Annotated in this window: 9 protein-coding genes, 1 tRNA gene, 1 rRNA gene and 3 pseudogenes; 4 read left to right on the forward strand and 10 right to left on the reverse strand. The window is 45.9% G+C overall.

All coding sequences use genetic code 11. From position 1 onward, the window contains the following. Positions 1-4 precede the first annotated feature (4 nt). Positions 5-1,551: ribosomal RNA gene (locus AC5YBZ_RS13210) — 16S ribosomal RNA — on the reverse strand. Between the two features lie 1,262 nt (positions 1,552-2,813). On the opposite strand from AC5YBZ_RS13210, the gene AC5YBZ_RS13215 reads away from it, so the two are divergent. Beyond that, positions 2,814-3,257, forward strand: a complete 444-nt coding sequence (locus AC5YBZ_RS13215) for a DUF4124 domain-containing protein (RefSeq protein WP_494521123.1) — start codon at positions 2,814-2,816, stop codon at positions 3,255-3,257. Between the two features lie 69 nt (positions 3,258-3,326). On the opposite strand, the gene AC5YBZ_RS13220 is transcribed toward AC5YBZ_RS13215, so the two are convergent. The 4 genes and pseudogenes from AC5YBZ_RS13220 to rluD form a co-directional block, all read right to left on the reverse strand. Next, positions 3,327-3,656: a hypothetical protein gene (locus AC5YBZ_RS13220; RefSeq protein ID WP_494523809.1), complete on the reverse strand. Its 330-nt coding sequence runs from the start codon at positions 3,654-3,656 to the stop codon at positions 3,327-3,329. A 364-nt stretch (positions 3,657-4,020) separates the two neighbouring features. Continuing rightward, positions 4,021-6,593, reverse strand: a pseudogene (gene clpB, locus AC5YBZ_RS13225) (ATP-dependent chaperone ClpB). Positions 6,594-6,705: 112 nt separating this feature from the next. Beyond that, positions 6,706-7,425, reverse strand: a complete 720-nt coding sequence (pgeF, locus tag AC5YBZ_RS13230; protein WP_494521120.1) for a peptidoglycan editing factor PgeF — start codon at positions 7,423-7,425, stop codon at positions 6,706-6,708. After that, on the reverse strand, positions 7,425-8,396 hold the full coding sequence (rluD, locus tag AC5YBZ_RS13235; RefSeq protein ID WP_475514618.1) for a 23S rRNA pseudouridine(1911/1915/1917) synthase RluD: 972 nt from the start codon (positions 8,394-8,396) through the stop codon (positions 7,425-7,427). The genes pgeF and rluD overlap by 1 nt, the downstream gene beginning before the upstream one ends. A gap of 122 nt (positions 8,397-8,518) precedes the next feature. Here rluD and AC5YBZ_RS13240 point away from each other — a divergent pair, with 122 nt between their 5' ends. Next, a complete protein-coding gene (locus AC5YBZ_RS13240; protein WP_494521119.1) occupies positions 8,519-9,277 on the forward strand; it encodes an outer membrane protein assembly factor BamD in 759 nt (252 codons plus the stop codon). A gap of 614 nt (positions 9,278-9,891) precedes the next feature. Continuing rightward, positions 9,892-9,967: transfer RNA gene (locus tag AC5YBZ_RS13245), tRNA-Phe, on the forward strand. A gap of 291 nt (positions 9,968-10,258) precedes the next feature. Here AC5YBZ_RS13245 and AC5YBZ_RS13250 read toward each other — a convergent pair. Together AC5YBZ_RS13250 and AC5YBZ_RS13255 are read right to left on the reverse strand one after the other, a co-directional pair. After that, positions 10,259-12,122: pseudogene (locus AC5YBZ_RS13250) on the reverse strand (methyl-accepting chemotaxis protein). 358 nt (positions 12,123-12,480) lie between these two features. Further along, the gene (locus AC5YBZ_RS13255; RefSeq protein ID WP_494521117.1) at positions 12,481-13,398 is read right to left on the reverse strand and encodes a LysR family transcriptional regulator; all 918 of its coding nucleotides are present in this window, start codon (positions 13,396-13,398) and stop codon (positions 12,481-12,483) included. Positions 13,399-13,685: 287 nt separating this feature from the next. Here AC5YBZ_RS13255 and AC5YBZ_RS13260 point away from each other — a divergent pair, with 287 nt between their 5' ends. Continuing rightward, positions 13,686-18,581 carry a S8 family serine peptidase gene (locus AC5YBZ_RS13260; protein ID WP_494543018.1) on the forward strand — a complete coding sequence of 1,632 codons (4,896 nt, stop codon included), beginning with the start codon at positions 13,686-13,688 and terminating at the stop codon, positions 18,579-18,581. 281 nt (positions 18,582-18,862) lie between these two features. Here AC5YBZ_RS13260 and AC5YBZ_RS13265 read toward each other — a convergent pair whose 3' ends face one another. From AC5YBZ_RS13265 to AC5YBZ_RS13275, 3 genes and pseudogenes are all read right to left on the reverse strand, one after another. After that, the gene (locus tag AC5YBZ_RS13265) at positions 18,863-19,096 is read right to left on the reverse strand and encodes a cytochrome c3 family protein (protein WP_494521115.1); all 234 of its coding nucleotides are present in this window, start codon (positions 19,094-19,096) and stop codon (positions 18,863-18,865) included. A gap of 494 nt (positions 19,097-19,590) precedes the next feature. Further along, positions 19,591-21,280, reverse strand: a pseudogene (locus AC5YBZ_RS13270) (NAD-dependent malic enzyme). A 196-nt stretch (positions 21,281-21,476) separates the two neighbouring features. Then, on the reverse strand, positions 21,477-21,941 hold the full coding sequence (locus tag AC5YBZ_RS13275) for a YehS family protein (protein WP_110457489.1): 465 nt from the start codon (positions 21,939-21,941) through the stop codon (positions 21,477-21,479). Positions 21,942-22,082 lie beyond the last annotated feature (141 nt).

The following is a 22,082-nucleotide window of genomic DNA, read 5'->3' on the forward strand; positions in this document are numbered from 1 at the left end:
TAGGTAAGGAGGTGATCCAGCCCCAGGTTCCCCTAGGGCTACCTTGTTACGACTTCACCCCAGTCATGAACCACACCGTGGTAAACGCCCTCCCCGAAAGGTTAAGCTATCTACTTCTGGTGCAGCCCACTCCCATGGTGTGACGGGCGGTGTGTACAAGGCCCGGGAACGTATTCACCGTGGCATTCTGATCCACGATTACTAGCGATTCCGACTTCATGGAGTCGAGTTGCAGACTCCAATCCGGACTACGACAAGCTTTGTGAGATTAGCTCCACCTCGCGGCTTTGCAACCCTCTGTACTTGCCATTGTAGCACGTGTGTAGCCCTACTCGTAAGGGCCATGATGACTTGACGTCGTCCCCACCTTCCTCCGGTTTATCACCGGCAGTCTCCCTAAAGTTCCCACCATTACGTGCTGGCAAATAAGGATAAGGGTTGCGCTCGTTGCGGGACTTAACCCAACATTTCACAACACGAGCTGACGACAGCCATGCAGCACCTGTCTCAGAGTTCCCGAAGGCACTAAGCTATCTCTAGCGAATTCTCTGGATGTCAAGAGTAGGTAAGGTTCTTCGCGTTGCATCGAATTAAACCACATGCTCCACCGCTTGTGCGGGCCCCCGTCAATTCATTTGAGTTTTAACCTTGCGGCCGTACTCCCCAGGCGGTCTACTTAATGCGTTAGCTTGGGAACCCAGTGTTCAAGACACCAAATTCCGAGTAGACATCGTTTACGGCGTGGACTACCAGGGTATCTAATCCTGTTTGCTCCCCACGCTTTCGTACCTGAGCGTCAGTCTTTGTCCAGGGGGCCGCCTTCGCCACCGGTATTCCTTCAGATCTCTACGCATTTCACCGCTACACCTGAAATTCTACCCCCCTCTACAAGACTCTAGTCTGCCAGTTCGAAATGCAATTCCCAGGTTGAGCCCGGGGCTTTCACATCTCGCTTAACAAACCGCCTGCGTACGCTTTACGCCCAGTAATTCCGATTAACGCTTGGACCCCTCGTATTACCGCGGCTGCTGGCACGAAGTTAGCCGGTCCTTCTTCTGCGAGTAACGTCACACCTAAACGCTATTAACGTTTAAGCTTTCCTCCTCGCTGAAAGTGCTTTACAACCCGAAGGCCTTCTTCACACACGCGGCATGGCTGCATCAGGCTTGCGCCCATTGTGCAATATTCCCCACTGCTGCCTCCCGTAGGAGTCTGGGCCGTGTCTCAGTCCCAGTGTGGCTGATCATCCTCTCAGAACAGCTAGGGATCGTCGCCTTGGTGAGCCATTACCTCACCAACTAGCTAATCCCACCTAGGTACATCCAATCGCAGAAGGCCCGAAGGTCCCCTCTTTTCCCCCGTAGGGCGTATGCGGTATTAGCAGTCGTTTCCAACTGTTATCCCCCTCGACTGGGCAGTTCCCTAGGCATTACTCACCCGTCCGCCGCTCGTCAGCAAAGAAAGCAAGCTTTCTTCCTGTTACCGCTCGACTTGCATGTGTTAGGCCTGCCGCCAGCGTTCAATCTGAGCCATGATCAAACTCTTCAATTAAAGTTTTGTTGAATCTTGCGATTCGGCTCAATGAATTCTGATTCCGTTTAAAAGACTCGGAAGAATCTTAAAAACGTTTGTACATATTGCTATGAACACTCATCGTTACATTGATTTAATTCTTTGATTGCCAACCCGAAGGTTAGGCAATTTCGATTAACTCAACACCTGTGAGTGTCCACACAGATTTCTTGTTTCATCTTGTTAAAGAGCGTTGCTAGCATGAGAGAATCAATCTTTCATTTAGCCGCCGTTGACGCTAGGTCGTTGGCTTAGGGATGCGTATTTTACACGTCCCGTTGTTGGCGTCAAGTGCTTATTTTAAGAAGCTTTCCAAGCGATGATTTCTTAAACAGAAGCCATCAGTCGAAGCCCTTAAAAGTGCTTATCACCTGAGTTATCTCCGAAGAGTTCAACTCGCTAACACCGCTGCAAGTCCCGTACTACCTAGGTAGTTGGCCTGCTGTGCCGTGTCAGTGGATGCGAATTATAGGCAGTTCTCGGATGGGCGCAAGGGCTTTTTGCGTATTAAATCACGCCCGCCCATTTTTTGAACAAAAACCGATGAAACCACTCTATAAATGCCACATCCCAACTCAAAATGCTCAATTATCATGCGATAAATAGTTCGTTATTTAACGAGGCATTGTTGAGCGGGAAAATAAGTCTGGCACAGATTGATTCATTTTGCAGAAAATATGTAAGAATTTGCCAAAGATTATTTAACGAGTCGATAGGTTAACGGGCACAGATGATCGGTGCGCCATAATTTATTATGCCTATCGTCTACATAACAAGCACTAAGAGCGATGATTGGGATATAAGTTTAACGTAATGCAGTTCTACAATGCGACTCCACATTAGTATGATTCGCCCACCGCCATCTTCATTAACATGCAAAAATAAGCCTAAGCCAAACGCCCTGTTAGCTTCCCCTCCCTCTTATTCGGCATCCCTTAGGGGCTTTTGCATACAGGCACAGAAAAAGGGAAGTGGATTTGTTCTATTGAACATGGTCCTACTAAACACTTTAAGTACTGGTTCATTTCCAGTGAATAGGTTGCGTCAACGAAGCGGTCACATTTGCTGTTTAACGTAATGTTGTTTAAGTTTTGCATATCCTTGATGGCGGCGTTATCTTGACACGATAGCAGCTAATTTTGCCTCACGTTGATAATCTGCTTAACTAGCAGGTAGCGCATATTTCGTTAGGAATATAAAATCAGGTAGCCACACTCGCTAATCTTATTATGGACAGCAAGATGATTAAAAATCGGTATTATGCACTATTACTTACACTAGCCTTGAGCCCTGCGGTATTGGCGACAACCATTTATAAGTGGGTTGATGAGAATGGGGTGACTAATTACAGTCAACAGGTCCCGCCAGAAAAGTCATCGGAAACATTGTACAGCGAAGAGATAGAACAACAGAAAGTGGGATTTATTGCGCCAAAAGTGACTGCGGCAAGTGCGCCAACTAAAAGCTCGGAGCAAACTGCAACACAAGCAATAGTGCTACAAGATAAAGCACAAGCAAAAGCGATTTGTAGCAATGCTAAACATCGACTCAACCTACTCAATACCCACACCAGACTGACACAAAAAAATGAACAAACGGGTGATATGGAAAAAATGACCGAAGAGCAGAGGCAAGCAGCGATTTCAATACAACAAGAGAGAATCAGGCTATTTTGTGTCAAATAGCCTGATTCGCATAAGCAAGTGCCTATCCTATAGCCCAAAACCGATTGTGAGTGTTGGTTAAGCATCAATCTATGATGATTTAACGCTATACATAGAGCGACTAATGCCATCCTCACAAGCGTTAACGCCCGAGCGCCAACCTTTATCAAATTCAGTTAATCCATCAAGAACGGGATCTTTCATTGATTCGACGTTCACATTATTAGTGGGGTCAACCTTCACGGCTACCGCGCTACGACAGCCTATATTGTAACCATAATGATATAAACTATCGTATTCGATATTACCGACACCTATATAGGTTGCACTTGTTAACGATTCGGGCGCGGTACTCGATGAGCTGCTACACCCAGTTAATGCAAGGGCTATTGCTGACAATATGGCTAGTTTGGCATTCATTCAGAACTCCTCCAATGCGATGACGTTCAACACGTAGTAACTGTAACTATAGCTGTGACAACACGATTAAACCTATTAACAACAAGTCGATATTGAAACTACAAGGCAAAACACTATTAGCAATAGTAGTTAATGTTTTTTATGATTACAAAGTCACTAGGTAAAGCCCCCCTCAACTCAATCATTACCTGATGGGGTCATATTTCATATCATAGCTACCTTGTTAATGATGGTAAATTATTGGACGATTAACCCAATAAAAAAGCCCGAACTCAATATAATAAGTTCGGGCTTTTCGGTTGGAGAGGCTAACAAGTCAAATTAGCGATGGTACTGACTATTGATTAACACCTCTTACGCATCGTTATTGAGTAAAGGTCAACTCACCACCGGCGCTGCCAATATGGATTGGCTTACCGGGGATTAACTCACCTCGTAATAGACGCTGCGCTAATGGGTTTTCAACCTCTTGCTGCAATGCACGTTTTAATGGGCGCGCACCATAGACAGGATCGAAACCAGCCTGAGCAATTAACGCCAATGCGTCATCACTTATCTCTAATTCAAAGTCCTTATCTGCAAGACGAGCACGAAGATTATCGATTTGAATCTTAGCAATATGTGCAATGTGTTCTGACTCTAACGGATGGAACACGACACTCTCATCAATACGGTTAAGGAACTCAGGCTAAAACTATGGGTCACGACATTCATGACTTCAGCTTTCATTTCGGCATAAGTCGCTACACCAAAACGCTCTTGAATAATGTCTGAACCTAAGTTCGATGTCATGATGACCACAGTATTACGGAAATCAACCGTACGACCTTGTCCATCGGTCAAACGACCATCATCAAGCACCTGTAACAGGATGTTGAATACATCAGGATGCGCTTTCTCAACCTCATCGAGTAAGATAACCGAGTAAGGCTTACGTCTCACCGCTTCGGTTAAGTAGCCACCCTCTTCATAACCCACATATCCTGGAGGCGCACCCACTAAACGTGATACTGAATGCTTCTCCATAAATTCCGACATGTCGATTCGCACCATCGCCGCTTCGGTATCAAACAAAAACTTCGCTAGCGATTTGCACAGCTCTGTCTTACCCACACCCGTTGGTCCAAGGAATAAGAATGAACCAATGGGGCGGTTAGGATCCGCAAGACCTGCGCGGCTACGACGGATAGCATTAGCAACGGCATTGACGGCTTCATTTTGACCAATTACCCGTTTATGCAACGCATCTTCCATCTGTAAGAGCTTCTCTTTCTCGCCTTCGAGCATCTTAGACACAGGAATACCTGTGGCCTTTGAGAGCACCTCAGCGATCTCGACATCGGTCACTTTGTTACGCAACAAGGTCATATCTTGCATTTCAGCTTGAGAAGCTAAATCAAGTTGCTTTTCAAGCTCAGGAATACGGCCATATTGTAGCTCTGACATTCGGGTTAAATCCCCCGCACGACGCGCCACTTCCATATCCATTCTAGCCTGTTCGAGTTCGGCTTTAATATGCTGAGTACCAGCCAAGGCTGCTTTCTCGGTATGCCAAATCTCAGTAAGCTCTGCAACTTTCTCTTCGACTTCTCGTAGCTCACTGCGCAGCGTACTTAGGCGACGTAAGCTCGCTTCATCGTTCTCTTTACTCAACGCTTGCTCTTCAAGCTTAAGCTGAATCGCCCGGCGCTCAAGTTTATCTAGCGGCTCAGGTTTTGAGTCGATCTGAATACGAATACTCGATGCCGCCTCGTCAATTAAGTCGATCGCCTTATCCGGTAATTTACGATCCGAGATATAACGGTGAGACATGCTCGCCGCCGCCACAATCGCCGGATCGGTGATCTCAACATGATGATGCAACTCGTAACGCTCTTTGAGTCCACGCAAAATCGCGATAGTGTCTTCCACGCTAGGCTCATCGACCAACACTTTTTGGAAACGACGCTCAAGCGCGGCATCTTTTTCAATATATTGACGATACTCATCTAACGTTGTTGCACCGACGCAGTGTAAATCACCACGGGCTAACGCAGGTTTTAACATGTTACCGGCATCCATGGCACCATCGCCTTTACCGGCGCCGACCATGGTGTGCAACTCATCGATAAACAGAATAACCTGGCCTTCTTCTTGTGCAAGCTCGTTGAGCACCGCCTTTAAGCGCTCTTCAAACTCACCACGATATTTAGCCCCCGCAATCAATGCGCCCATATCGAGCGACAATACCCGCTTATTTTTGATCCCTTCGGGCACTTCACCGTTAATGATACGTTGTGCCAAGCCTTCGACAATCGCCGTTTTACCCACACCAGGCTCACCAATCAAGACTGGGTTGTTTTTGCTACGACGCTGCAGCACTTGGATAGTACGACGGATCTCATCATCACGGCCAATAACAGGATCGAGCTTACCTTGCTCGGCGCGCTCAGTTAAATCTACAGTGAACTTTTTCAATGCCTGACGCTGATCTTCCGCATTAGGATCATCAATATTTTTACCAGAGCGAATTTGCAATATGGTTTGCTCCAACAACTCTTTGGTCGCACCAGACTTTTTAAGGCACTGTGCCAATGCATCACTGCCTTCGATGGCAGCCAACACAAAGAGTTCACTTGAAATAAATTTATCATTGCGCTTTTGCGCTAATTTATCGCATAGGTTTAACAAGCGAATTAACGCCTGCGATAACTGAATGTCTCCACCAGTACCTTCAACTTGAGGTAAACGCTCAAGCTCTTGGTTTAATGATGAGCGAAGTGTACTCACTGAGATCCCAGCTTGAGTCAGCAAAGGATGGATAGAGCCACTATCTTGATTAAGCAATGCCATCATTAAATGAATGGGTTCAATGAACTGATGGTCACGCCCCAACGCTAATGATTGAGCATCGGAGATGGCTATCTGAAATTTATTTGTCATACGATCAAGCCGCATACAACCTCCTAAACTAACGAATGAAGTCAACCTTCAGTATTTTGTTAATTTAAAGATGGGGGCATTTTTGCTTAATTCAAGTTTCAGCAGGCGTTAAAAGGCCAAAAAGCTGCTACTTTTCTAACCAAATTAAGGATGCCATTCGTCCGGTAACAGACTCGCGGCGATAGGAGAAATAACGTTGCTTCAAGGTATAAGTACAATCAGATAAGCAAAACAGGCGTGTAACACCCGCTTGCTCAATCCGATAGCGTGCGATCCCTTGTAGATCACCCATATACTTATGGCCATGAGGGCTAAAAAACAACGCTGTTTGCGGATGTTTAGCGATAAATTGCTGCCTGACGTCATCACCCACTTCAAAGGCTGTAGCACCAATACAGGGCCCTAGGTAAACCAATAGCTGATCGGCAGGCGCATCAAATTGCGCTATCGCAGCTTCAATAATGCCATCGCACAAGCCGCGCCAACCGGCATGAACAGCAGCCACTTGCGTAGCCTGTTTATCGCAAATAAGCACCGGAAGGCAATCTGCAGTCAGCACCACACAAACATGATTAGTACTTTGGCAAAAACTGCCGTCGGCAACTCGTTGTTGATCATTATCAAGATCGACCACTTTGACACCATGCACCTGCTCTAACCAAGCTGGCTCACATGGCAGTGCTAACGAGCTTCTAATAATAGCGCGATTTTGCATAACATCGGTGAACGAGTCACCCACGTGGGTACCGAGATTAAGACTATCGAAAGGCGGCTGGCTTACACCACCCTGTCTTTGGGTGAAGGCGAGCTTCACCCCTTTAGGTATAAGCCAGTCTGATGGTAGCATTAATAATCGGTCGGATGCGCTTTGGTATCTTCACGCAACGCTCGAGTCAATTGCACCATATCATCAGGCACTGGCGCCTGCCAGCTCATGATTTCACACGTGAATGGATGAGCTAGCTCAAGTCTGATCGCATGTAGCGCTTGGCGCTTAAAGCCCATGTAGATCTCGAAAAACTCAGGCGTCACCCCTTTAGGCGGACGCGGACGGCCAGCGTAAACCGGATCGCCCACTAATACGTGACCAATATGGGCCATATGCACGCGGATCTGATGCGTACGACCAGATTCAAGGCGCAATCTCAAGCGCGTATGGGCTCGAAACTTTTCTGCGACACGATAATGGGTAACCGCTGGCTTACCATTATGTACCACAGCCATATGAGTACGCTTAGTCGGATGACGATCGATAGGCTCATCCACAGTGCCACCCGAAATAAGGGTGCCCTGTACTATCGCTTCATATTCACGCACAATTTCACGTGCTTGCAATGCCGCCACTAAATGAGTTTGCGCTTCCACCGTCTTAGCCACCACCATTAATCCTGTGGTGTCTTTATCGAGACGATGCACGATACCCGCTCTTGGCACCAACTCGATTTCAGGGCAATAGTGCAATAACGCATTTAGCAAGGTACCGTCACTGTTACCTGCACCTGGATGCACCACTAAGCCAGCAGGCTTATTGATAACCAAAATATGGTCATCTTCATAGACAATGTTTAAGTCAATGGCTTGTGCTTCAGCTTTCGTTTCTTCGTGCAACGTAGCTTGCACTTCAATTTCTTGGCCTTCGAGTACTTTTTCTCGTGGCTTAGTTTGCACTACACCGTCGACATAGACAGCGCCTGCCTGTATCCACTCTTTAATGCGTGTACGCGAATAATCAGGGAACATTTCGGCCAAAGTTTGATCCAATCTTTGACCAGTTTGTGTTGCTGTTATCTCGCTTTTTAGATTAATCTCTTGTGTCATAGGAACCGTACCCGCGTTTTGGGGTCCAAAATAATGTGCTATCTGTTACAATCGGATTGTTTCTATTTTATCCTGAAATGGAAAAATTCTTAACTACAACTTAAAAAGAATCGAATTCAAGTATGCATAATTTTGCCAAAGGCGCAGCTGTCGCCTTGTTATCACTGGCCCTCGCGGCTTGCAGTAGTAGTCCAGAAGATGATATCGAACTCACTAAATCATCCCCTGAAGTGCTTTATTCACAAGCTAGAACGTCAATGGAGTTAGGAAACTACAGTAAAGCTGTGCGCTCATTGGAAGCGTTGGACTCTCGTTATCCGTTCGGTCCACACAAAACTCAAGTACAGTTAGACCTGATTTACGCATACTACAAACTTAACGATCCTGCTTCAGGTATCGCTAATATCGATCGCTTTATTCGCTTAAACCCCACCCATAAAGATATAGATTATGTCTATTATATGCGTGGACTCGTCAATATGCAGTCAGATAATTACATGTTTCATGACATGTTGAATATTGACAGGACAGATAGAGACCCAAAAGCGGCACAAGATGCCTTTAAAGATTTTGACCGTTTGATAAAGTCGTATCCTAACAGCAAATACGCTGCAGATGCGCAAAAACGTATGCAATTTTTAAAAAATCGTCTAGCAAAGTACTCAATTACCGTCGCCGAATACTATATCAAGATGAACGCTTGGAGTGCTGCGGCGGTGAGAGCGCAAACGGTAATGGAATCATATCCGGGTACGCCTCATACCGAACGAGCCTTAGAGATCATGGCCACCGCGTATGAAGAGCTTGGACAAGAGCAACTTAAAAAGCATGTATTATTGGTGATGCAGAGCAATTTTCCCAGCAATCCATTAGTAAAATAACGCATTAATTGTAATACTTAGGCTGATATTAACGACTAACAGGTTAATGTCAGCCTTAATACCCAGACTTGACTCCCTCTATTTTCATTTTTATCCCCAAAGCTTGTGCACATCACGACAGCGCGACCTCGCACAGCCTTGTCTGTGTCTCCACCAACTTACAACATAGCGTTGTGCCCGTGAACTTCACTCACTGGTACTATGGTCCCGACTGAGCACCTCGTTAAGTGCAGCCTCCTATTCAACATCTCCGCTTATCTTACGCGCCTGCTAAAACAATGTTGAATGACAATCTAAGTCGCAATACTAAGCCACTGAAATCACATCAATCCACTGAGACAACGTTGATTCTCTAACTTACATCTGCGACTAACCATACAAGCATTCACCTTGCTGTATACCGTACTCGTATTTAATAGGCCGAACACCTCTTCATCGTTTACCCCATAGGAGCATCCCGCAAAACATCACACTAACCTAAACACGGCTTTAAAATGATTATTGCTATAAAAAAGCACGTTTCGTGCAAAACTTATTCAAACGGAAGCTTTTGAAGCATATTTTTAATAAATGGGTTGACTCAAATCCCGAAAAGCTATTTAATGCACCCCGTCGCCCGAATAGCTCAGTCGGTAGAGCAGAGGATTGAAAATCCTCGTGTCCCTGGTTCGATTCCGGGTTCGGGCACCAAATTTAATTAGGTGCTGCGGCAACTAAACAAAAAAGCCTCGCAATGCGAGGCTTTTTTGTATCTGTAGATTTTAAAACTATCATTAATTGAGTGGTGAAAGAGTCGTGATGTAAACTTGTGGCGATTCACATCTCAGCCACCGCCTAAGCTACCTAAACCATCACTTAAACTATCTACACCACCAAACTATCTGCGCCCTCAACATTTAACTCATCCTTGTTAAGAGGATTAAAAACAACAGGGCCAAGGTGAAACACCCTGGCCCTGTTGTTTTGCTGCTAGGGTAAAAATTAAATCTTAAATAAGCTTACCGCCTGATGTAGCGCTTCAGTTCGCGCACGTACTTCATCAGAAGCATTAGCATTTTCTTGCGCAGCCGTTGCAGAGTCGGCTGCAATATCGCGAATGATCACCACGTTTTGATTCACCTCTGAGGCCACTGCGCTCTGCTCTTCGATAGCGGCCGCTATTTGTGTGCTCATATCCATAATATTGGTTACATCGGCATTAATTTGTTCTAGCAAAGCACCAGCGTTTGCCGCCTCTGCCGCACTTTCGCTGCCCTGCTTCTGGGTCGACTCCATTAACTCTACAATCGAGCGCGTGCGCGACTGTAAGGTTTCAATAATGCCAGAAATCTCCTCAGTCGACTCTTGGGTGCGCATAGCTAAACTTCTAACCTCATCAGCTACGACTGCAAAACCACGGCCTTGCTCACCGGCTCTAGCGGCCTCAATGGCTGCATTCAACGCCAGTAGGTTAGTTTGATCGGCAATACCTCTGATCACATCGAGCACACTGCCAATGGTTTCGCTGTCTTTTTCAAGATCAGCCACCACTTGCACCGAGCTATTAAGTTGCTCTGCCAATGCTTGAATTTTTTCGATTGTCTGCACCACACCCACTTGTCCCTGCTGCGCATTATTATGGGTATTACTGGCACGCTCTGCGGCCAACTCTGTATTATTGGCGATCTCATCAATGGTGGCGCCCATTTCGGTGATTGCGGTTGCAACCATATCGGTTTCATTCAGTTGGCGACTCACCCCTTCTGATGCACGAATGGAGTTTTCAGACAATTCTTTGCACGAACGATTAACCATATCGACAGAATCTAACACTTGCTTAATCAGCTGCTGCAGTGAATCGACCATGCTATTAAAATGAATACCTATCTGACTAATCTCATCATCTGCAGTGGTATCGCAGCGTAAGGTTAAATCTTTAGTTTCTTCGATTTTCGAAATTGCATCGCTGATCTTTTTAACGGGATCCATGATGCTGCGTATAATTGCTAAGGTGAAAGCGACTAAAATGATGGAGATCAAAATAAACACTACAAGCCTCTATGGTAGTCGCCCTGGTCTCTGCACTATCAATCGCTGTCAGTGACTGTTTTTTTAACATCACTAAATCGTCTTCAGCCTTAGCAATACTCTCTCTTAAAAGCTCCATTTGGCCATCATTTTTGGTCAAACCCAGTTCTGTTTCAGTATCGACTAACATCTTAAAACTGGCTTGATAACCATCAATAAATCCAATGAGTTGTGACTGGACACGACTCTCTAACATAGAATCGCTGACCTGTTGTTTTAATTTATCTAGGTTAGTATTGAATTTATCAACGTAACTTACGTCTCGACGCAGCATAAAATCTTTTTCATTGCGCCTTAACTGCAACATGGTCACCATCATTTCGGCTTCATTATATTGCGTAACGACTGATTCCACTTCATGTACCGACCTGCGCAGCGCGCCATACAAGCCATCTTTGGGGTGTAAGCCTATCTTTTGCTGCAAGCTTACAATATCAATAAACACGCTCTCGTAACGCTCTACGCTTTGTTTGAAACCATCTAATGTTGCGGAAGGGATACCATAGTGGTCGAACGTCTCGTTGAGCGCAGCCATGGTGCTGTCGAGTTCGCTGGCATTGATTTTATGTTGGTCTAGATAGCTCAACTCTAGACGCACAAAAAAATCTTTCTCATCTTTACGTAAACTCAGTACTTCTTTTTCCAGTTCAATCACTCTCTGCGCAGCATGAGAAAGATCATCGAGCGTATCGCCTGAATAAAGCTGTAAACCAAACATCGCAATGACCGAACAAATAGATACAGCGGCACTAACAAGCAATTTGTGGCGAATGAGCATAGAGAAGAGATCCTTAGAGTAAATTAGCTGGGCAATGTAAGCTTGATCGACTCTCAACACACTTGAATAAAAGACGATCACCCTTTAGCGATTATAGTTTATGTCGGCCGAGCCACGCTCTTTCTTAACACCAAGCCTATTAACCGCTGCAGATTTAGACAAATTACCCACAGGTAAGACCAGAAAATGGGAAAAACCCTCAAAATAGCTTGGGCATTGCCCCCATACTCATTTAACACTTCCTTAAGACATAAAGAGTAGATTGATAAAACAACTCAAAAGCGATGCCGCCTTGTAGCACAGCATTTCGCCCCATTATTGCCCTAGTCGCTAAGCCTACTGCAAGTCATCGCTACCATCACGATATTGATGACTCTGCGACACTTGAAAGCAATTGATGCACAAATCGACTCGTGACTGTGCAGTTTTGCTTTTTCAGCATCACAATACTAAAACACACATCCAAAGGGGGCATGTCTATGGGGCTCAAGGCGCACAGTGATGGCTTGGTTTGCCCCTCTATCACGCTAACTTGAGGCGCTAGCGCTACCATTTGAGAATGTTGTAGTGCAGCACTTATGGGTTGAAAGGTGTCATAACGAAGTAAGCCAGCAAAATCATCACGGTATGGCGAAAATAGATCAGCAAAAGACTCCATCACTCCAGTAGGCAAATTCCGCGGTATTGCCAAAGGATAATGACGTATGTCTGCTAAAGTCAGTTCAGGTTTCACTGCCAAAGGATGGTTTTTTCGTACACAAAATACCGCGTGGTAAGACGGTAAGTTAAATGTCTGCAGTAATGCATCATGGCCTAACGCCTCCCCTTTGATATCTGTGACCAATAACGACAACTTACCTTGAAGCAGTTGCTGTATATGCTGCTGCCATGTCGCGACCTTCAACTCTACATGCACATCGGGGTGCTGCTCAATAAAGCGCCCTATTGCTGGGCCAATAATGGTATTAGCTGGTACTGGGCTGGCGCCAATTAATAAGTGACCGCTACTTTTACCAAGTAAACAATGCAGCTCTTTACGTAAAGTATCGACACTGTCCAAGATAGTATCGCTATGACTTAACACTAATTCGCCCGATGCCGTCAGTGTCATCGATTGATGACCGCGATTGAGTAGCTCGGTGCCGAGCAAACTCTCCAGTCTTTGTATGCTTCTGGTCAATGATGGCTGAGCGAGATTAAGCCGTTTGGCAGCCTTTTGATAATTTTGCTCCTTAGCAAGGACGCTAAAATTTCGTAAATGTCTGAACTCAATCACGCCACTCTCACTCGCAACCAGATAACAAAAACACAACATACAGTTACAGCAAAAGATCAACAACCAAGTTGCTGTGACACTTTGTATCACCTTTAGTAATGCCCAACCAAAATGCAAAGAGTCAAACTACTGATAAAAAAGATTAAAAACCAAAACAGGTGAGCCTCATGGCTTTTAGCTATACCTTCATACGCATAACGCATTGGCGTCTCAACAATATAAACCGTAACAATCGAGCGGCGATGGTTAACAATGTCGCAACAATAAAAATAAACAAGGAATGAAGCATGAAACTTAAGAAGATCAGCATTATGACGCTAGCCGCGTTATATGCGACAGGATTAGGGGCGCTTGTTGCTGACCCCTTGTCCCCAGAACTGCGCCAAGCCAATAATTTGGTCGGTGTCAAAATTACGCCCGAACTGCTGGAAAAGTACAACAACAAATCTTCCCATTCAGCAGCAAGCAAAGCCACCCCCCCCGGACAAATCGGTCTCAATGTTCATCGCGCAGCAAAAGGCAGTAATCATCAAGCGCCTTTTGTGTGGGAAGACGAGATTCAAGGTCAGCATACCTATATCATTCAGTTAATGGATGCGCCAATCGCGCTATATCAAGGCGAGCGTCCAGATTATGCTGCGACCTCTCCACGCAGCCAGCAATCCAATATGCGCAGTAGTGGCCGTGGCACTTTAGATGTCAAAAGCCCTGCGGCTAAGAGCTACAAGAAGTTCTTAACACAAGCGCAAGATCGCGCGGTGAACCAAATTAGGATGGTCGCCCCCGATGTTCAAATTAAACAGCGCTTTAATGTTGCCTTAAACGGTATGACTCTAACTCTCACACAGCAGCAAGCCGCCGATGTGGCGAAAATGGCTGGTGTCAAGGCGGTCACCCGCGCTAAAGAGTACAAACTATTTACCGACGCAGGACCAAAGCACATTGGTGCAGACATGGTTTGGCAAGGCTCAAGCGCCCCCGATGGGGTTGAGCTACGTGGTGAAGGGATTATTGCCGGTATTATCGATACCGGAATTAACTCGGACCACCCCTCATTTGCCGCCGTTGCAGGTGACGGATATAAGCACACCAACCCATTGGGCGAAGGGAATTACATAGGTGATTGTCTCGAATACCCTATGATGTGTAACAGCAAACTGATAGGGGTTCGCTCGTACGAAGTCATTACAGATAGCTATAAAGACCCAGTTTATCAACCGGATGTTCCACGTTGGGATGTCGATTATAAGCGCCCACCTAACGGCGAAGATTATAGCGGTCACGGCTCACATACTGCTAGTACGGTTGCGGGTAACCTACTGTATAATGTGAACTTCCCACTTAATGGCATGACAGAATCTTCTGATGGTGTACCAACGCCATTAGTGTTCCCTGAAATATCGGGTGTTGCACCACGTGCCAACATTATCGCTTATCAAGCCTGTTATGCCGGAGATGGCTCTTACAGTGAAACCTATGGTGGTTGCCCTGGAGATGCACTTGTGGCCGCGATAGAAGATGCCATTATCGACGGCGTTGATGTCATTAACTTCTCCATTGGTGGTTTAGAGAGTTTACCTTGGTATGATGCCATCGAGATGGCATTTCTGGCCGCGCGTGAATCAGGCATTTCTGTCGCAGCTTCTGCAGGTAACTGGGGCCAATACGGCCCATCTTATATAGACCATGTATCACCTTGGTTAACCTCGGTTGCTGCTAGCACCCATGGCCGTAAAATCGACCAAATCCCTGGTAGGCTTACCGATTTTGTTGGTGCAAACGCACCAGAAGATATCACCGGTGCCGGCATTACGGGTGAGTTCAGCGGTACTCTGGTAGATGCAGCCCATTATGGCGATGCACTCTGTCTAACCCCGTTCCCAGCCAATACCTTTAACAGCAATGAGATTGTCTTGTGTAAACGTGGCGATATCGCCCGTGTCGACAAAGGCGTCAATGTTGCTGCAGGCGGTGCAGGTGCTGTCATACTCTACAATGCGATTAATTGGGACGATGGTACCGGCGGTAATAGCTTGAACTTAAATACGTTCCCCATTCCAGGGTTACATGTTGACTACAATGCGGGTAGAAAACTCACCGAATGGGTTGCCAACACACAGGATGCACAAGCCAGTATTTATCCATCTGAGATTGTGACCGCAGATCGTGAAGCCGATGTGTTAGCAAGCTTCTCATCACGCGGGCCTAGCCTGAGTAATCCTAATGTGATGGTACCTAACGTATCAGCGCCTGGGGTGGATATTTTTGCCGCTTACGCCGATGAAATGCCCTTCAGTATGTACCCAGCGCCAAGTGATTACGTGGCAATCAGTGGCACCTCTATGTCTGGCCCACACGTGGCGGGTGCATTAGCGCTATTGACTCAAGCCTACCCACAATGGACTCCAGCGATGATCCAATCGGCCTTGATGACCACGGCCCTACCAGGAAAGTCATATGGTAGAAGTTATCCACCCGAGCTCAAAGAAGCCACCTTCTATGAGATGGGTAGTGGTGTTATTAACGTAGCTCGAGCAATGAAAGCCGGCTTAGTAATGGATGAAACTGCCGATAACTACCGCGCCGCCAATCCAGAAGAAGGCGGTGATGTTACCGCACTGAACGTGCCTTACTTAGTCAATGCTGAATGTAAAAGCAGCTGTACTTGGATGCGTACCTTTACCGCTACAACGGATGGTGAATGGGAGATCAGCGCAACTGGACTCGAAGCCGAAGGCGCACCTTTCCTTGAGTTAGGTGTCTATCCAAACAGCTTTAGCCTTAAAGCGGGTGAGTCGCAAAGCATTATGGTTACCGCCAAAGTGCTGGATGTGTCATCGGTTAATGCGAACTCTTCGTCTAACGAAGTCTTTGGTAAGGTTGAAATCACCCCTAAAGATAGCAGCCTATCGAAACAGTACCTGCCTGTAATGGCACGTTATAGCGGCTCCAGCCTGCCAGAAATGGTATCGGGCATGATCCACCGTGACACGGGTACCGTGCTGACGCCTGAGTTGATGACCAAAGAGATTAGTGAGCTCAATGTAAAAGTCCATGGTTTAACCGCCGGGCAAATGACTGAGCATAAGCTCAGTGCATCAAAGCTCCCTGATTACACTCAGCCTGAAACGCTGAAGAGCAATCCAGGTATTGATATCCAATTCTTCGATGTTCCAGAAGGTACAAGTCGTATCGTATGGGAGATTACTGCTGAAGATAAAACCGCTGTAAGCAAGCTTGATATTGGTATTGATCTTAATGAAAACGGGCTAGTTGACTGGTATGACGAAGCGATTTGTTTCTCATCGACCGACATCCTCGACTTCTGCAACATTAATAATCCAGTACCAGGACGCTACTGGGCCCTGGTTAGCAATAACAAGAGCCTCTATGGCGATGTTAAAGATACCCAAGACAGTATCACGACTAGCTTAGCGGTTATTCCCAATGAAAGTAATCAACAGTTAGACGTCACAGGACCACAAAGCACTAATGGTCTTGACCCTTATCAACTGCAGATGCATTGGACATTGCCTGGCGCAGAAAAAGGCGATCGTTTCTATGGCTTAATTGAAGTGGGTAGCAGCGCTGACAATGTCGGTAACATTGGTAAAATGGCTGTCCATTTGGTTCACGGCGGTGACGATGTTGCTATTGTGACCAGTCAAGAACAAGCTAAAGAAGGCGATGTTGTCGATGTCACAGTGACACTGGCACCAAACACCCTTGGGCTAGAGCGAGATGTGAACATGCATCTTACGCTACCAGAAGGCTTGCAACTGTTGCCAGACACTGTCACAGCAATTAGCAACAACCAAAGCCTGCAAGATTCAATGAATATTGAAGGACAGCAGATCAGCCTAAGCACAGTTCAGATGGCAAGTAACGCTCAAAAACGTCAATATCACTACACCACCAGTGCTGTAGATGAGAGCTGTCGAGTCCCCATCGGCTCAAACCCATACTACTTAGATCTACTCAGCGAAGCGGGTATCACCGCAGAGCCAGCGATCCAAGGTCGTGTGAATGACACCGTGATATTACCATTAAACATCTTTGGTATTGACCGTATCCCACTGTATAACAATAACCCTGATTATATGGAGCCAGATACGCTTGCCATTTCACCCGGTGGCTTTATTCAACTCGATAGCATGCCGCTGTTCTGGCCAGCGCACTATCCTGTTGCTGCAGATTTCTTCCCTGACACGATTATTGCCCCACTATGGCGTGGCGACGGTTTTATTCTATCTGAATACAACATGGACACCGACAGCCTAGATGGTGTGAGTATGGCAAGCACGGTAAGCGGTGATTACCTGATTGTCGAATGGGATAATATGCGCCAAGAGTTTGCATGGGGTGTTAACTTCGAGCCAGACTACGACGCACGTTATAGCTTCGAAGTGATTGCCTCAAGCAAAATAGACTTCACCCCTGGTAAGCATGAATTTGTGTTCGCTTATGACAAAATTCAAGGCGCTAAATCACACTTAGGTTCAATTGGTCTGCATGGCTACTATGGTCCACGCGGCACCTACGGCCCAAGTTATGGTTATAGTGGTGATGGCTTTGCCTTTGACGATCTTGACTCAAAGATTGAAGAAGGACTTGTGGTCTGTGCTAACTATGCTGGCCCAGAGCAATCTGAAATTAAAGTGTCGTTTTCAGCTAGAGTCAGTGCCACAGCAGTTGGTCAAGCACTTAACCTAGCGGTAGACAGTGACTACACCGGCAGCGATAGCATCACAACTACCGCAGTCATTAACGTGCCATCGAATCTGTCTATTGGCGCGCTTAATGATATGTCTGTCGATGAAAATGACAGCATAAGCTTTGAGGTGCTAATACAAGATAAAGAAAATACCGCTAATGGCATTAAAGTCAGTGGCGAGCACGTTAGTGCCGTTATCGAAGGTAACTTGGTGACCTTAACACCAGAGCAAGATTGGCATGGCGAAACCACCGTTACGGTTACAGCCCATGACATCACCTTCCCTAACGATGCAGTACACACCAGCTTTACACTCGTGGTTATGTCTGACGGCGTAGAACCGACGCCACCAGCACCAGAGCCTGAAGCGCCAGCACCAGAAACTCCCGATGATGATGGTGGCAGCTTAGGTTTCTTGGCCGTTGGCTTATTAGCATTGGCAGCTGGACGTCGTAGAAAGTTTCACTAACACTGAAGCTTTAACAGAGTCGCTTAATACCTGGGCCTAAAACTGAATCATTCAGTCGAAGGCTCAATCTTAAGTTGACGCTAACAAGGTAATGCCAACAAAGGGTCCTCAACGAGGGCCCTTTTTTTAGTACTCCCCACCTAAGTGAGCTGTAACAACGATTCGGAATTTTGGTATTTGAGATAAGATTATTGGATGGCACCTTGGTGTGAAACATGCCATAAAAAAAGCCACCTTATAAATAAGATGGCTTTTATTACAACAATTTGGCTAGCCGATAATTACTTTTCTAAACCGTGGCAATCAGCGCACTCAGTAATCGTTAATTCAGGGGTATGCATTTCCATGTCGATCGCGTGAGCATCATTGATGCCATGACAATCACTACATGTAGCCAACGTTGCTTCGGCTTCTTGGTGTACCGTCAAATCGACTTTCTCATGGCATTCAGTGCAATCGAGTGCTGCAGCTGAACCAGCAAAGAGTAAGGCGGCAACAATAGCGAGATATTTCATAGTGGCTCCTAGAGTCAGCGGCTATAGCCAAACTGACAAAATAGTGAAATAAAGGTGACGCTCAATTTAGCTTTTACAGCGAACCTCAATTTTCGCTAAGGCTAAACACCTACTAAAAAAGCAAATTGCTGCGAACCGATAAACCTAGACTTACCGATCAGTATTAACTGAAACTTAAAAGTAACAACAATTGGCGTAAAATGCTAATAGCATCAAACGTTAAAGCTCAACTTTGTGATGACTGTCAATATGATTAACACAAGGTTAATCAGCCTAAGCACATCTAAATTCAGGTTAATTGTAGGCGAGTTCTAGATGAATCTACTGGCCTAGCGCATTTATCCACCATAAAGCCTAGCGATAGCAATAAGTACAGTGCAGTAAATGGATAATGAACTGATTAAGCAGCATTTATACTATCAAGTACCGCTTACAATAAACACCCAATAAAAAAGCTGCCCTTGGGCAGCTTTTTCACATTACAACAAGGTTGCTTAGAACGAGGTGCGCTTATAACGACGGTAATCGGCCGTCCAAAAGTTATCCTCAATCGCTTGTAACAACAACTCATCGCTGCAAGGCAGTGCATGGCCTTGCTCAACAGCAACCTTAGCCACCGCAAACGCAATATGCTTACTCACTTGGTGAATATTCTCCAATTTAGGCAGCAGTGAACCGTGTCCCTGTATCGCCAATGGTGAACATTCGGCTAACGCACGGCTCGAGGCCATCAACATTTCATTGCTGACGCGTTTAGCACCAGAAGCCAACACCCCAAGGCCAATACCAGGGAAGATATAACTGTTGTTGCACTGGGCAATTTCAAAGGTTTGTTCGTCAATGACCACAGGTTCAAATGGACTGCCTGTGGCAACCAATGCTTCCCCTTTGGTCCAATGCAAAATGTCTTTTGGCGTTGCCTCAACACGGCTGGTTGGATTTGACAACGGGAAAATGATAGGGCGCGCGCAATGACTGTGCATCGCTTTGATGATCTCTTCACTAAATAATCCCGGCGCCCCTGACACACCAATCAATACAGTCGGCTTGCCATTGTGCATCACGTCCAACAATGAAATGTTTTCACTCTCGGTCGTCCAGCTATCTACCAGCGCAGACTTCTGTGCCAAGGTTTGCTGGAACGGCAATAAGTTAGGCATGTTGTCTTGCAGCAAGCCCCAACGGTCAACCATAAACACCTGCTGACGAGCCAGCTCATCAGAAATACCTTCAGAGACCATTTGCGCCACAATCGCCTCGGCGATACCGCAGCCGGCGCTGCCAGCACCTAGAAACGCAATTCGCTGCTGGCTCAACTGGGTATTAGCAGCCTTACACGCAGCCAGTAATGAACCAACTGTTACTGCGGCTGTGCCTTGAATATCGTCATTAAAACAGCAGTATTGGTCTTTATAACGCTCAAGTAATGGCATGGCATTCTTTTGCGCAAAATCTTCAAACTGGATCAATGCATCTGGCCAGCGACGATGTACGGCTTGCATAAAGGCTTCAACAAATTCGGCATATTCTTCGCCACCAATACGCTGATTACGCCAGCCCATATACATAGGGTCTTCAAGCAAGTGCGGATTATCCGTGCCCACATCCAACGTAATAGGCAAGGTATATGCAGGGCTGATCCCGCCACAACTGGTATACAGAGAGAGTTTGCCGATAGGGATCCCCATACCACCAATGCCTTGGTCACCAAAGGCCTAAGATACGCTCGCCATCGGTGACCACTATGATCTTCACTTTTTGGCGAGTCGAGTTATTCAAAATATCATCGATACGGTCTTTATGAGGATAAGAGACAAACAGACCCCGGTTACGACGATAGTTTTTTGAAAAACGCTCACACGCCATCCCCACCGTAGGGGTGTAGATGATAGGCATCATCTCAGTAATGTGGTTTTGCACTAAACGATAAAATAGGGTTTCGTTGGTGTCTTGAATGTTTCTCAAATAGATATGTCTATCGAGATCATTGCTGAAGTTTTTATATTGGTCGTAGGCACGCGACGCTTGTTCTTCAATTGTTTCGATAACATGAGGCAGGAGGCCCTCAAGGTTAAAGAAAATACGCTCTTCTTCGGTAAACGCACTGCCTTTATTAATAAGAGGCGCCTCCAAAATGGCTGGGCCGGCAAAAGGAAGATATAGCGGGCGTTTATTATCGTCCATTGGTAACCTTTATTGTATGTGAAATAGTGGATTGACTGTCGTTCGAATGCGGCAAGATTACCACAAAGTGTGATCTTTGTTGTCTTTTTAGCGGTGGATTTTTGATTATTTTATCCTTGCCTTTGTTTTAAACATCCTACTTTGGCACACAAAAAAGCACAGCCTAGGCTGTGCTTTTGATATGACTTATTGAAGATCACTTACCACGATATTTAATCGATAACCCAGTAAGGAAGTTACGCAACACCTGATCGCCACACTCTTTAAAATGCTTATGGCCAGGCTTTCTAAACAAAGCACCTAACTCTGACTTGCTCATGCTGAAGTCTGCCAAGGCAAGCGTGTTGATGATATCTTCTTCACGCATCTCAAGTGCGACTCGAAGCTTCTTGAATATCAGGTTATTGTTTAACTGCGACACGGGCTCAGGGATCTCAGCGCCCTCTTTTAAACCGCGCTTCTCGATGATCAAGCCATCAAGGAACAGACAAAGGGTCTTATCGTTACACGGTTTATAGCCCTCTTCTGACTCTTTCTTAAGCATGTCGAGCAGTTCTTCTTGGGTTATCTCATGTTTTACCTTGGCAAAAATCTTAATCATTTTTGCATTTTGGTAGTCAAACACAAAACGTAAACGGCGTAATATATCGTTGTTAATCATAATCGAATGTCTTTACCTTTTGGATAGCGCGGCTGCGCGATCATCTTAGAGGCGTATTATAACTGAGTTTTACCGTTAACTAAGCGATTTTTTCACCATTTTTGGCTCATCACGCCGCCGATATTTCACCTGCGTATATAC

This window comes from Shewanella sp. 553 (assembly GCF_059338375.1).